13 protein-coding genes are annotated in these 13569 nt (G+C 52.0%); 10 read left to right on the forward strand and 3 right to left on the reverse strand.

The genetic code is table 11. The features are described 5' to 3' along the window. Position 1 precedes the first annotated feature (1 nt). A complete protein-coding gene (locus tag SAQUA_RS20990; protein ID WP_380679524.1) occupies positions 2 to 706 on the reverse strand; it encodes an autoinducer binding domain-containing protein in 705 nt (234 codons plus the stop codon). 1152 nt (positions 707 to 1858) lie between these two features. Here SAQUA_RS20990 and SAQUA_RS20995 point away from each other — a divergent pair. After that, on the forward strand, positions 1859 to 3892 hold the full coding sequence (locus SAQUA_RS20995; protein ID WP_380679521.1) for a glycoside hydrolase family 3 N-terminal domain-containing protein: 2034 nt from the start codon (positions 1859 to 1861) through the stop codon (positions 3890 to 3892). A 49-nt stretch (positions 3893 to 3941) separates the two neighbouring features. Here the strand turns inward: SAQUA_RS20995 and SAQUA_RS21000 are convergent, their stop codons facing one another. Beyond that, positions 3942 to 4079 carry a hypothetical protein gene (locus SAQUA_RS21000; protein ID WP_380679519.1) on the reverse strand — a complete coding sequence of 46 codons (138 nt, stop codon included), beginning with the start codon at positions 4077 to 4079 and terminating at the stop codon, positions 3942 to 3944. A gap of 303 nt (positions 4080 to 4382) precedes the next feature. Between SAQUA_RS21000 and nrdD the strand changes: the two genes are divergently transcribed. From nrdD to SAQUA_RS21015, 3 genes are all read left to right on the forward strand, one after another. Beyond that, positions 4383 to 6521 carry an anaerobic ribonucleoside-triphosphate reductase gene (nrdD, locus tag SAQUA_RS21005; RefSeq protein WP_380679516.1) on the forward strand — a complete coding sequence of 713 codons (2139 nt, stop codon included), beginning with the start codon at positions 4383 to 4385 and terminating at the stop codon, positions 6519 to 6521. Between the two features lie 105 nt (positions 6522 to 6626). Beyond that, positions 6627 to 7100, forward strand: coding sequence for an anaerobic ribonucleoside-triphosphate reductase-activating protein (gene nrdG, locus SAQUA_RS21010; protein WP_380679513.1), 474 nt, complete (start codon positions 6627 to 6629; stop codon positions 7098 to 7100). A gap of 56 nt (positions 7101 to 7156) precedes the next feature. Then, entirely contained in the window at positions 7157 to 8365 is a 1209-nt protein-coding gene (locus SAQUA_RS21015; RefSeq protein WP_404413008.1) for an IS256 family transposase, read from the forward strand. A gap of 227 nt (positions 8366 to 8592) precedes the next feature. On the opposite strand, the gene SAQUA_RS21020 is transcribed toward SAQUA_RS21015, so the two are convergent. After that, positions 8593 to 8808 (reverse strand): hypothetical protein, encoded by a 216-nt coding sequence (locus SAQUA_RS21020; RefSeq protein WP_380671810.1) that lies wholly within the window; start codon positions 8806 to 8808, stop codon positions 8593 to 8595. A gap of 284 nt (positions 8809 to 9092) precedes the next feature. On the opposite strand from SAQUA_RS21020, the gene phnF reads away from it, so the two are divergent. Genes phnF through phnK form a run of 6 tightly spaced genes read left to right on the forward strand, consistent with a single transcriptional unit; the run spans position 9093 to position 13567 of the window. Then, entirely contained in the window at positions 9093 to 9821 is a 729-nt protein-coding gene (phnF, locus tag SAQUA_RS21025; RefSeq protein ID WP_380671808.1) for a phosphonate metabolism transcriptional regulator PhnF, read from the forward strand. Then, complete coding sequence (phnG, locus tag SAQUA_RS21030) at positions 9822 to 10265, forward strand: phosphonate C-P lyase system protein PhnG (protein ID WP_380671806.1); 444 nt, start codon at positions 9822 to 9824, stop codon at positions 10263 to 10265. A gap of 3 nt (positions 10266 to 10268) precedes the next feature. Next, positions 10269 to 10850, forward strand: coding sequence for a phosphonate C-P lyase system protein PhnH (gene phnH, locus SAQUA_RS21035; RefSeq protein ID WP_380671804.1), 582 nt, complete (start codon positions 10269 to 10271; stop codon positions 10848 to 10850). Further along, positions 10850 to 11935 (forward strand): carbon-phosphorus lyase complex subunit PhnI, encoded by a 1086-nt coding sequence (locus SAQUA_RS21040; protein ID WP_380671802.1) that lies wholly within the window; start codon positions 10850 to 10852, stop codon positions 11933 to 11935. Before phnH ends, SAQUA_RS21040 begins: the two co-directional genes overlap by 1 nt. After that, the gene (locus SAQUA_RS21045; protein WP_380671800.1) at positions 11928 to 12779 is read left to right on the forward strand and encodes an alpha-D-ribose 1-methylphosphonate 5-phosphate C-P-lyase PhnJ; all 852 of its coding nucleotides are present in this window, start codon (positions 11928 to 11930) and stop codon (positions 12777 to 12779) included. The genes SAQUA_RS21040 and SAQUA_RS21045 overlap by 8 nt, the downstream gene beginning before the upstream one ends. Then, positions 12779 to 13567 (forward strand): phosphonate C-P lyase system protein PhnK, encoded by a 789-nt coding sequence (phnK, locus tag SAQUA_RS21050; protein ID WP_380671798.1) that lies wholly within the window; start codon positions 12779 to 12781, stop codon positions 13565 to 13567. Before SAQUA_RS21045 ends, phnK begins: the two co-directional genes overlap by 1 nt. Positions 13568 to 13569 lie beyond the last annotated feature (2 nt).

The raw sequence follows: 13569 nt of genomic DNA on the forward strand, positions 1-13569 counted from the left end.
ATTAATCAACCGGTTTAATCAGTTTAAGTTCCATACCAAGACGTATTGCATGCCGGGCATTTGACACCCCCAGCTTTTTGACAATATTTGACATATGGAATTTAACAGTACGCGCTTTAATCCCTAGGATCGTCCCCGTGTCCTGATAGGTTTTGCCTACGCTTGCCCAATAGAGTATTTCATTTTCTCTATCTGTGAACCGAGGGCTTTTTTCTGTACTGGTAGCATTTTTTTCTGACAGCGAGGTCAGTGTAAGATATATTTCATTTACTGATGCTAACAATAAGGATATATCACCTTTATTCTGGGTGAGCGTTTGTATCATTTCTTCTCTTTGTCCAGCAGGGATAATAAAAGATAACGTAACAAGATTATTATTATAATCATGCAAGACAAATGTATAGCCATTAGTCACGCCAAACTCGCGGGCTTGACTAAAAACTTCAGAAGAATTAATCCCTGAGCTAGTTATAAGATTCTCATCCCATAAAAAAGGGGTCAACCTGTTCAATGCAGTTATCACGACTGGATCGGTATACTGTAAACCATTTTCTTTATAACGCGCCACCCATTCATCTGGGTAATTTGTTACGCCGAAGATGCATGACATGTCTTTTTTTGATAATACAACATAGGCCCAGGTTAACTCTCCAAAAACATTTAGTGCAGTCTCCAAGTGCTTTCTGATATTCTTTTCATACTCCATTAATCGCTCCCGATCACTCAAATAGCTTACATAATTGAATACAAATGGTTCACGTAGCAAACAACCAGAACATGATTGTACATTAATAAATTATCTTTTGGTTGACAATGCTTACGTTATCTACCGATAAGGCACCCCATTGACAACACAAAAATTTCAGTCATCCTGCCCCCTCTTTCAAGTCGATAACTCCAGTATTTTATGTAAAAAAATACAATTTTTAAGCATAAAGAGCCGACTATAAAATAATGGCTAGAGTGGAGTACCGTTCAGCGCTTCAAATTTAGAGCCTAACCTCAACCAAGGTTTATACTCTAAATAATTCGAGTTGCATGACAAAAACGCAATGCGTTTTTGAACAGCGCTCGCGTGCAATTAAGGGACACAGCCTAGGGTGAGCGAGGAAAGCCAACACACATGCAACTTGAAGTATGACGAGTATAGCACTTTAGTACAGGCATCCAGCTGTACCTAGAGCCAGATTATCTCATTAAAATAAATGTACTATCATCCATCCCAACTAAGACTGTACTAGTCAATTACTATTATAGGCCCAGACTCTTTGCCATTAGCACAGCTGATACAAATTGCCAGACACCAGGGAATCTTGTTAGCACTAGGCTGTATCCCTTAACTGTACGTGGTGCCGTCGCAGACCCAAAAGCCCATGATCAAGGCGGAGGGTATATCTAGCGTCCGCCACACTACACCCTATCTTCCTTTCAGATCATAAGATCACCAACACAGACTGTGTACTCTTACCCAACATAGTCGACCATTTTTTGCACATTACAGATAACATGCGACCCGCAAAATTGATGGCTCTCCGCGTTAAGCCAGTGATCGCTGGCACATTGATCCGTGATGACAACCACCAAGACGCTCTATCCACAACTGTTGTATCAACGCATTGACTTCCGAGAGGCTGTTGAATGGTTACGTGAATTTCACGGCAATACTTACCATAAAAAAAATTAAAGTGTGAAGATAATCCCAAATTAGAAACACATTTATTTCACGCTATAAAAAAAACATGTAATAGTCGTATAAAAATGTGATGCCATTCATGATTTACTGAAAAACAGTGCCTGAATCAGGGCTGCGCTATTCTGCTTGCTATTTTTACCACCTCGACTAATACGGATTATTATTATGACATTGAACGGAAAATCGATAGTTATATTCAGTGGATTGCTAGCCGCAAGTTTAAGCGGGTGTGACAGTAATGACTCTTACCCTACATCCACCACCCAAGCCGAAATAGAAAGTAAGAGCGTACCAATAATTACTATAGGTACGCTTAAATTTAAGGATCTGAATAAAAACGGCCAGCTCGACCCTTATGAAGACTGGCGTCTTGATAGCGCCACCCGTGCCAGCGACCTGACTTCCCGCATGACCGTGGAAGAAAAAGCAGGGGCAATGATGCACGGTACGATCGCGCTAAATAAATCGGGACGCGTAGATTTCAACGCCACTGACGCAGAGGTTAATCAGCGCTTCGTTAATACCTTTATTACCCGTATGGCTGGCGATCCGCAGCATATTTCTGCCGATAATAATACATTGCAGGAAATGGCCGAAAAAACCCGCCTGGGTATTCCGATCACTATCAGTACCGATCCCCGTAACCATTTCGTTAACGATCCCAATGCCACCAGCGTAGCCGCTGGCAGCTTTTCACAATGGCCGGAACCTCTCGGCTTTGCGGCTATCGACGATACCGCATTGGTTAAAAATTTTGCCGATATCGCCCGTCAGGAATACCGTGCGGTGGGGATCCAAATGGCATTATCCCCGCAGGCAGACCTGGCTACCGAACCTCGCTGGGGGCGAATCAACGGCACCTTCGGTGAGGATAACCAGCTTGCCAAACGTATGGTCCAAGCCTATATCGAAGGCTTCCAGCACGGTGACAAAGGGCTACAGCCAACCAGCGTCATCACTGTGGTTAAACACTTTGCCGGTGGTGGCCCACAACTTAACGGGCTGGATCCGCACAATATCTACGGTAAAGAACAGGTTTATCCTGGGGATAATCTGGAATACCACCTGGTACCGTTCGAAGGGGCCTTTGCCGCCAATGTCGCTTCGGTCATGCCTTATTATGGCCAGCCGATCAAGCTTTGGTACAAGGATCAACTGATTGAAGAGGTGGGCTTCGGTTTTAATAAGCAGGTGTTGACCGAGATGTTGCGTGGCCGCTTCCACTTCACTGGTGTAGTGTTGAGCGACTGGGGCATCCTGGAAAGTTGTGAAGGGAAGTGCGCCAGCGGTATCAGCGATGCCGATATCGCTGCCGGAGTATCACCTTGGACTGCCGGGATCGGCATGTCATGGGGAGTTGAAAATCTCACTCGGCAGGAGCGCGTAGTCAAAGCGGTAGAAGCCGGTATCGATCAGTTTGGTGGCACCACCGACTCTAGCGACCTGATCGCCGCCATCAATCAACAGCAACTGCCGATCGCCACCATTGATGCCTCAGTGAAACGTATTTTGCAGCAGAAGTTTGAGCTAGGGTTGTTTGAAAAACCGTACGTAGATGAAACCCAGGCGGTGAAGATTGTCGGTAACAGTGAATTCCAGAAGAAAGGCGATGATGCCCAACGCCGTTCACAGATCCTGCTACAGAATAACAACGATCTATTGCCACTGGCGCTGAGCGGCAAGAAGGTATTCCTGCATAACGTCAACGCCAGCGTGGCAGCACGCTATGGGCTGGAAGTGGTTGCGACACCGGAAGAAGCCGAGATCGCTATCTTGCGGGTGGATACCCCACACCAGAACGATCCGCATTATCCGTTTGGTGTCTCGGTCAACTTCGGCCAGTTGGGCTTTGACGATGCCGATACCGTAGTGCTGGATGACAAAGCCGGTACTTACAGCGGTAGTGAAGACTACCAACTGATCAAGCAGGTGAAGGCGCTCAACATTCCAACGGTCATTTCTGTGTACCTTGATCGCCCAGCGATCCTGACCAATATCGTGGATAAAACCGATGTATTACTGGCCAACTTCGGGGCTTCCGATGAGGCGGTGCTGGATGTGATCACCGGCAAGAGTAAGGCACAAGGGAAGTTGCCGTTCGAGCTGCCTTCCAGTTGGCAAGCGGTGCTGGATCAGAAAGAAGACCTGCCACACGATTCGGTTAACCCATTATTCCCTATCGGCACGGGTATTTTATAATACTGCCTAAGCCGATTTATCAAATCGGCTACACACTTGCCCGCGAGCTTCAAACCTTGCGGGCAATCCCCTCGAGCTGAATAAACCCTGTGCCAAACAGTTCCTGTTCACGATTAATACCTTTCCGATAGCCCAGCAACTTATGGGCAGTGGCGTTCCACAAACGAAGCCCGCCACTGGATTCCATAATGAGATCGCCGTCACGCTTTGACGATCTTGCCGAGAACCGGCATTCGGCTTCAACCCGCAGTGAACAAGGGCTTCCCCTCCGCCTGAAATTGGCCGTTGTACAGTGTTCAAACTGTCTTCCCTATTCTTTGCTCTGCGTCATAAAAAACGCAGACACATCAATATATAGTGCTTAAACTTTAACTGATAACTATATATAGTATTTATCCACAACATTATCCACACACTACCGCAGCCCTTATGCGCTGCGGTATTGCCCTGTGGACAAGCCGATAGCGCTCAAAGGAGCAGGAGTAACAACGTGAAACCAGTAGTGATTAAACGGGACGGTTGTCAGGTATCTTTCGACGAAGTACGGATCAGGCAGGCCGTGGAACGGGCAGCCCTGGCCGCTGACGTTGTTGATGCCGATTACTGCGCTACCGTCGCCAGTGTAGTCGCTCAGCAGATGGCACAACGGCCACGTGTCGACATCCATGAAATCCAGCAGGCGGTTGAGAACCAACTGATGGCTGGCCCTTACAAGCAACTGGCACGAACCTACATCGAGTACCGCCACGACCGGGATATATCCCGTGAGCTTCGCGGGCGGCTGAACCAGGAAATTCGTGGCCTGGTTGAACAGAGTAACGTCGCGCTCCTGAACGAGAATGCCAATAAAGACAGCAAAGTGATCCCTACCCAGCGCGATCTGCTGGCCGGTATCGTTGCCAAACACTACGCCAAACAACATATCCTGCCGCGTGACGTGGTACTGGCTCACGAACGTGGCGAAATCCACTACCACGATCTCGACTACTCGCCGTTTTTCCCAATGTTCAACTGTATGCTGATCGACCTGAAAGGCATGTTGACCAACGGCTTCAAGATGGGCAATGCCGAGATTGAACCACCAAAGTCGATCTCCACTGCCACCGCCGTCACCGCACAGATTATCGCACAGGTAGCCAGCCATATTTACGGCGGGACGACCATCAACCGTATTGATGAAATCCTGGCACCGTTCGTGACCGAAAGCTTCGCCAAGCACAAGCAGATCGCGACAGAGTGGCAAATCCCGGACCAGGAAGCCTATGCGCTGGCACGTACCGAAAAAGAGTGTTACGACGCTTTCCAATCGTTGGAATACGAAGTGAACACCCTGCACACCGCCAACGGTCAGACGCCGTTTGTCACCTTTGGTTTTGGTTTGGGAACAAGCTGGGAATCGCGCATGATCCAGCAATCGATCCTGAAAAATCGCATTGCCGGGCTGGGTAAAAACCGCAAAACGGCGGTATTCCCGAAATTGGTCTTCGCCATTCGCGATGGCCTGAATCACAAATTTGGCGACGCCAATTACGATATCAAACAGTTGGCGCTAGAGTGTGCCAGCAAGCGCATGTACCCAGACATTCTCAATTATGATCAGGTAGTCAAGGTTACCGGATCGTTTAAAACGCCGATGGGCTGCCGCAGCTTCCTGGGAACCTATGAAGAGAACGGTGAGCAAATCCACGATGGCCGCAACAATATCGGCGTGATCAGCCTGAACCTGCCGCGCATTGCCTTGGAAGCCAAGGGAGATGAGGGCCGCTTCTGGGCGCTGCTGGACGAACGTCTGCTGTTGGCCAAGAAAGCCTTGATGACACGTATTGCCCGTCTGGAAGGTATCAAGGCCCGCGTAGCACCGATCCTCTATATGGAAGGTGCCTGCGGTGTGCGCTTGAAAGCCGACGATAATATTGCGCAGATCTTCAAGAATGGCCGCGCCTCGATCTCGCTGGGTTATATCGGCGTGCATGAGACTATCAATGCCCTGTTTGGCGCAGAGAAACATGTTTACGACGATGAGCAACTGCGCGCTAAAGCAGTAGCCATTGTTGAACGTCTGAAGGCCGCCACTGAAAGCTGGAAAGCAGAAACCGGCTACGGTTTCAGCCTGTACAGTACGCCAAGTGAAAACCTGTGTGACCGTTTCTGCCGCCTGGATACCAGTGAGTTTGGCGTGGTCGACGGGGTAACCGACAAAGGCTACTACACCAACAGCTTCCATCTGGACGTAGAGAAAAAGGTCAATCCTTACGACAAGTTGGATTTCGAAGCGCCTTATCCACCGCTGACCAATGGTGGTTTCATCTGCTATGGCGAATACCCGAACCTACAGCACAACCTGAAAGCGCTGGAGGACGTATGGGATTACAGCTACTCGCGCGTGCCTTATTACGGCACCAACACCCCTATCGATGAGTGTTACGAGTGCGGTTACACCGGAGAGTTTTCCTGTACCAGTAAAGGGTTTACCTGCCCAAAATGTGGTAACCACGACTCAGCGAAAGTCTCGGTGACGCGCCGTGTGTGTGGTTATCTAGGTAGCCCGGATGCCAGGCCGTTCAACGCCGGTAAGCAGGAAGAAGTGAAACGCCGGGTGAAACACTTGGGCAACGGGCAGATTGGTTAACCACTCCCTAAAGCGTTTGGTGAATAAGCTGCATCGAGGTTATTCATCAAGCGCTATAGTCGCCGCTAATTTAGGCAAATAAGTCATTGTTATGGTCCACCGCAAATGAATTACCACCAGTATTACCCTATCGATGTGGTCAACGGCCCCGGCACGCGTTGTACGCTGTTTGTCTCCGGCTGTGTGCATCAGTGCCCCGGCTGTTATAACAAAAGCACCTGGCGGCTAAACTCCGGCTTGCCATTTACCCAGCAGTTGGAGGACCAGATCATTGCCGATCTCAACGACGCACGCATTCCACGCCAAGGGTTATCGCTCTCCGGTGGCGATCCGCTGCATCCTGCCAACGTTGCCGCTGTATTGCAGTTGGTAAAACGGGTACAGGCCGAGTGCACCGGCAAGGATATCTGGCTTTGGACCGGTTATAGGCTGGATGAACTGGATAGCACGCAACGGCAGATCGTCGATCGGATTAACGTGTTGATTGACGGCAAATTTATACAAGAGCTAAAAGACCCAGCGCTGATTTGGCGCGGTAGCAGCAATCAGGTGGTGCATAAACTGGAGACTGTAATTTAAATTGTGTAATTGCCTGTTTTTGATATGTTCTTCCTGACAATGGAGACAGGCAAATTATGGACGAAAAGAAACTTAAGGCACTCGCTGCTGAGCTGGCCAAAGGCATTAAAACAGAAGCCGATCTCAATGCGTTTTCTCGTATGTTGACCAAGCTCACCGTCGAAACTGCCTTGAATGCCGAGCTGACTGACCACCTCGGTCATGAAAAAAATACCCCTAAAAAAGGCTCGAATACCCGTAACGGTTACTCGTCTAAAACGTTGCTCACTGATGATGGTGAGTTCGAACTGAATACACCCCGTGACCGTGAAGGCTCCTTTGAGCCCCAACTGATAAAGAAAAACCAGACGCGTATCACGCAGATGGACAGCCAGATTTTATCCTTATATGCCAAAGGGATGACGACGAGGGAAATCGTCGCCACGTTCAAGGAGATGTACGATGCCGACGTGTCGCCCACGCTGATATCCAAAGTCACCGATGCCGTTAAAGAGCAGGTTACCGAGTGGCAAAACCGGCCACTGGACTCACTGTATCCCATTGTTTACCTTGACTGTATCGTGGTGAAGGTGCGTCAAAATGGCAGCGTCATCAACAAGGCCGTGTTCCTTGCCTTGGGCATCAATACCGAGGGTCAGAAAGAACTTCTGGGCATGTGGCTGGCAGAAAATGAAGGGGCCAAGTTCTGGCTTAACGTGTTGACCGAGCTAAAAAATCGGGGGCTTCAGGACATCCTGATTGCCTGTGTAGACGGCCTGAAGGGCTTCCCAGAGGCGATAAACAGCGTCTATCCGCAAACCCACATCCAGTTGTGCATTATCCACATGGTGCGTAACAGCCTGAAGTACGTGTCGTGGAAAGACTACAAAGCGGTCACCAGCGGGTTGAAAACGGTGTATCAGGCCCCGACAGAGGAAGCGGCACTGATGGCGTTGGACAAGTTCGCGGGTGTGTGGGATGAAAAATACCCGCAAATCAGCAAGAGTTGGCGTACTCACTGGGAAAATCTCAACACGTTCTTCGGTTATCCCGCGGATATCCGCAAAGCGATCTACACGACCAACGCCATAGAATCGCTGAACAGCGTGATCCGTCAGGCGATAAAGAAACGTAAAGTGTTCCCGACAGATGACTCAGTGAGAAAAGTGATTTATCTGGCCATCCAGGCGGCGTCGAAAAAATGGAGTATGCCGATCCAGAACTGGCGGTTGGCGATGAGTCGTTTTATTATCGAGTTCGGTGACCGCTTAGACGGTCACCTTTAATAGGTTGGCAGTTACACAGAATTATGGACAGGCTCGTTTTTTGGGGCACAACCCACAGAGCCGGGGCCATCTGAGCGCATTGCCGTATTGTTCGTCGCTCATTTGGCTCGCCAAACCTCAAATGGCTGCTAGTTACGCGTGATTATGCCCATCAATTAGCGACGCACGCTTTCAAGGTGCCCAAAAATAAGTTGGCGTCACGGGCGTGCGCGTTTATATGACAATGCTTATTTTCTCGCCGCGTATTTTGCTCTGATTTTGGCTTTAAAATCGCCCATTTGTTTTTCCGCTTGCTGCTCGGTGAGATAAACGGCTTCACCTTGCAGCAAGCGAGCAAGAGCAGGATCAATCTTTTGCTTTAACCAATTTTCGAGTTCCTCTGCTGCTTTCTGCACCAGCAGTGTGCTTTTATTTTCAACGCAAAACCGACTACGACTCTCCATTGTCAGAACTCCTGCTTCTCCAATATTTATACTTCACACACGTTAACCCATTAGTCACTAAAGAATAAATATTGACGCCGCATTGTTGCTCAAACAACCGCTTCCCACCGATTCAACCACTTCATCTGACTGACCCAAATTCTTCACCTGTTCGCCACCTCCACGTCACGCGCTTGTCATTTGCTCTAGGCACCATGGGGCCAGTTTCCTTACGGAGTGCCGTTCATGGATCACATCGCCGCTTTGATGCTCTGTTTACTCACGCAAGTACCGGAGTTTTCTTTATGACACACTTATCTAGACATCCGACCAGTTATCCAACCCGCTATCAGCAAATCGCTGCTCAGTTGGAACAGGAACTGCGCAGCCAGTACCGCTGTGGGGATTATCTGCCTTCTGAACAACAGCTTGCCGAACGTTATCAGGTCAACCGCCACACGCTGCGCCGTGCTGTAGACGAATTGGTTGAGCGTGGTTGGCTGCAGCGCCGCCAGGGTATCGGCATTCTGGTGCTGTTACGCCCGTACGACTATCCGTTACATGCCAATGCCCGTTTCAGCCAGAATCTGCTCGAGCAGGGGAGCCACCCCACCAGTGAGCGCTTACTCGCAGTGCTACGTCCATGTAATGGGCATGTAGCGACGGCGCTTTGCCGTGAAGAGTGGGAAACCATCATTCACCTGCGCACTTTACGGCGGGTTAACGGTGTGCCACTCAGCGTGATCGACCATTACTTACCTGATCTGGACTGGTGGCCGGCACTGCAACAGTTTCGCAGCGGTTCACTACACGAGTTTATCCGCCAGCACATCCACCAGCCGCTCACCCGCCGCCAGACACGCATCAGCGCTCGTCGAGCGCAGGCCAAAGAGAGCCGTTTACTGGAAATCGCCACCCACGCGCCACTGATGTGCGTACGCACCCTGAATACCTGCACCGGTAGCGAGCGAGTGGCGGAATACTCCGTCAGCCTGGCACGCGCCGACATGATCGAATTGACGATGGAGCACTGAATGCAAGCCTTAAAACAGCGGCAACGCTGGATGTCCATTTTGGCACATAGCCAGCCAGATCAACTGCGCAGCCATTGGCAGGCGCTAAACCTTAGCCCCCATTACCACAGCCTACGTGCACCGGAGATCGGCCTGGCACAGTTGTTAGGGCGCATGGGTGCTACGGGCCGCCGCTTTGTGCTGGGCGATATGACCGTTACCCGCGCCGTGGTGCAGTTGGACAATGGCAGCCAGGGTTACAGCTATATCGCCGGGCGCGATAAGGCCCATGCCGAACTGTGCGCACTGATCGATGCTTTACTGCAAAAACCCGATCACCAGGAGCAGCTTCTGCAACAGTTGATCGAACCGCTGGCGGCGCTGCAACAGGAACAGCGCCAATTGCGCGCCCGTTCCGTGGCTGCCAGCCGAATAGATTTCTTCACGCTGGTCAGGGGGGATTAAGTCATGACGCTTTTGGCTGGATTTAACCAACCGATTGAACAATCGCAACAGGCTTTCAGGTTGATTTTAAAAGCGTTAAGCGAACCCGGCGTAGCAGTGAACTTGCAAAGTGGTCCGGCCTGGGGCGCACTGAACGCCGCCAGCACCGCCGTGTTGCTGACGTTGGCAGATCAGGAAACTCCACTTTATCTCTGTGCCTCACTAAGCAGTGAGCAAGTGCTAACTAACACTCGCTTCCATACCGGTGCACCTTTGGCTACCCAGCAAGAGGATATCTGTCTGGCACTGTACGACCACCAACTGCAAGCCGAGGACTTAGCCGCATTACCTCACGGCAGCGAGATATCGCCGGAGTTCAGCGCCACGCTGGTAGTACAGATTAGCGCATTGGCAGGTGGAAACCCGTTACGCCTTTCCGGCCCTGGGGTTGAAAAATACCGCGAAGTCAGCCCACTGCTGCCACCCGCATTACTGGATTACTTACTCGACCGGCCACAGCGCTTCCCGCTTGGCCTGGATATTTTGTTGACCTGTGGTGAGCGCCTGCTGGCGATCCCGCGAACCACCCGCGTGGAGGAGTGCTGATGTACGTTGCGGTAAAAGGGGGCGAAAAAGCGATTGAGGCGGCCCATCAATTACAGGAAAGCCTGCGCCGTGGTGACGAAAGTATCCCCGCACTCAGCGCAGCGCAGATCGACCAACAGCTTGGGCTGGCGGTCGAGCGGGTAATGACGGAAGGCGGCATTTATGACCGCCAACTGGCGGCGCTGGCAATCAAGCAGGCCAGCGGCGATCTGGTAGAGGCGATTTTTCTGCTGCGGGCCTATCGCACCACCCTGCCACGGCTGGCGATCAGTGAGCCATTGCTTACCGAAAATATGCGGCTGGAACGGCGCATCTCGGCGGTCTATAAGGACTTGCCCGGCGGCCAGGTGCTTGGCCCGACCTATGACTACACCCATCGCCTGCTGGATTTTGCCCTACTGGCGGAGGGAGAAACGCTACAACAACCACAGGCCGACGAACCGTTACCGGAAAACTGCGCCCATGTGTTTGATCTACTGTGCCAGCAGCAGTTGGCACAAACAGAACGGGACGATGGCAGCATACCGGACGATATCACCCGCACCCCGCCGGTTTACCCCTGCTCCCGCTCGGCTCGGCTACAGCAACTGGTGCGTGGCGATGAAGGTTTCCTGCTGGCACTGAGCTATTCTACCCAGCGTGGCTATGGCCGTAATCATCCGTTTGCCGGGGAGATCCGCAGCGGTTACGTCACGGTTGAGATGGTGCCGGAAGAACTCGGCTTTGCCATCGACATCGGCGAGATCCTGCTGACCGAATGCGAAATGGTCAACGGCTTTGTTGACCCACCGGATCATCCCCCGCATTTCACCCGAGGCTACGGGCTGGTGTTTGGCCGTTCCGAGCGCAAAGCGATGGCGATGGCGTTGGTGGATCGCGCCCTGCAAACCGCCGAACACGGTGAGAACGTGGCTGGCCCGGCGCAGGATGAAGAGTTTGTGCTGGCCCACGCCGATAACGTGGAGGCCGCCGGTTTTGTTTCCCACCTTAAACTGCCGCACTACGTCGATTTTCAGGCCGAACTGGAACTGCTCAAACGGTTGCAGCAAGAGTTTGCCACTCCTCAGGAGGCGCGCCATGAGTGAAGTATTGACCGGCTATAACTTGGGTTATCTGGATGAACAGACCAAGCGTATGATCCGCCGCGCCATCCTGAAAGCGGTGGCGATCCCCGGTTACCAGGTGCCATTTGGTGGCCGCGAAATGCCAATGCCTTATGGCTGGGGTACTGGCGGTATCCAAATCACCGCCAGCATCATTGGCCGCGCCGATGTGCTGAAAGTGATCGACCAGGGCGCGGACGATACCACCAACGCAGTGTCGATCCGCCGCTTCTTCCAGCGCGTCGCCGGTGTAGCTACCACCGAGCGCACACCGGAAGCAACGCTGATCCAGACCCGCCACCGCATCCCCGAAACGGCATTACAGGCGGACCAGATCCTGATTTATCAGGTTCCCATTCCTGAGCCATTACGCTTTATCGAACCGCGTGAAACCGAAACGCGCAAGATGCACGCGCTGGAGGAGTATGGCGTAATGCAGGTGAAGCTGTATGAGGATATCGCCCGCTACGGCCATATCGCCACTACTTACGCTTACCCGGTGAAGGTTAACGACCGCTATGTGATGGACCCTTCGCCAATCCCGAAATTTGATAACCCGAAGATGCACATGATGCCTGCGCTACAGCTATTCGGGGCCGGGCGCGAAAAGCGCATTTATGCCCTGCCGCCGTTTACCAAAGTAGAGAGCCTGGACTTTGACGATCATCCATTCAGCGTGCAGCAGTGGGATCAGCCCTGTGCGCTGTGCGGTTCACGGCACAGCTATCTGGATGAAGTGGTACTCGACGATCAAGGCAGCCGCATGTTCGTCTGCTCAGACACCGATTTCTGCCAGCAACAACTCAACCAAGAGGCGCAGCACTGATGATTTCCGCTCCGTTAAGTTCTGCGCCGTTGCTGACGGTCAATAACCTCACCCACCTTTATGCACCGGGCAAGGGTTTCAGCAATGTGTCGTTCGATATCTATCCCGGTGAAGTGCTAGGCATCGTCGGCGAATCCGGTTCAGGTAAAACCACCCTACTCAAGTCGATCTCCGCCCGTCTGGTTCCGCAGCAGGGGCAGATCCTTTACCGCTCGCAACAGGGGCAGCAACAGGATCTGTATGCCATGGCAGAGAGCGACCGCCGCCGCCTGCTGCGTACCGATTGGGGAGTGGTAAACCAGCACCCGCTCGATGGATTGCGGCCACAGGTTTCTGCCGGAGGCAACATCGGCGAACGGTTGATGGCCATCGGCCAGCGCAACTACGGCGAGATCCGCCAGCAAGCCCGCCAATGGCTGGAAGATGTGGAGATCCCGGTCTCCCGTCTGGACGACCTGCCCACCACCTTCTCCGGCGGCATGCAGCAACGCCTGCAGATCGCCCGCAATCTGGTGACGCACCCCAAACTGGTGTTTATGGATGAACCCACCGGCGGGCTGGATGTCTCCGTGCAGGCACGCCTGTTGGATCTGTTGCGCAATTTGGTGGTGGAAATGCAGTTGGCAGCGGTGATCGTGACCCACGATCTGGGTGTCGCCCGCCTGCTGGCGCACCGTTTGTTGGTGATGAAACAGGGTGAAGTGGTGGAAAGCGGCCTTACCGACCGGGTGCTGGACGATCCGCACCATCCTTATACCCAGTTGCTGGTCTCTTCAGTGCTGTCGTAACA

Origin of the sequence: Serratia aquatilis (assembly GCF_044865145.1) — a bacterium.
Taxonomy (GTDB): domain Bacteria; phylum Pseudomonadota; class Gammaproteobacteria; order Enterobacterales; family Enterobacteriaceae; genus Chania; species Chania aquatilis.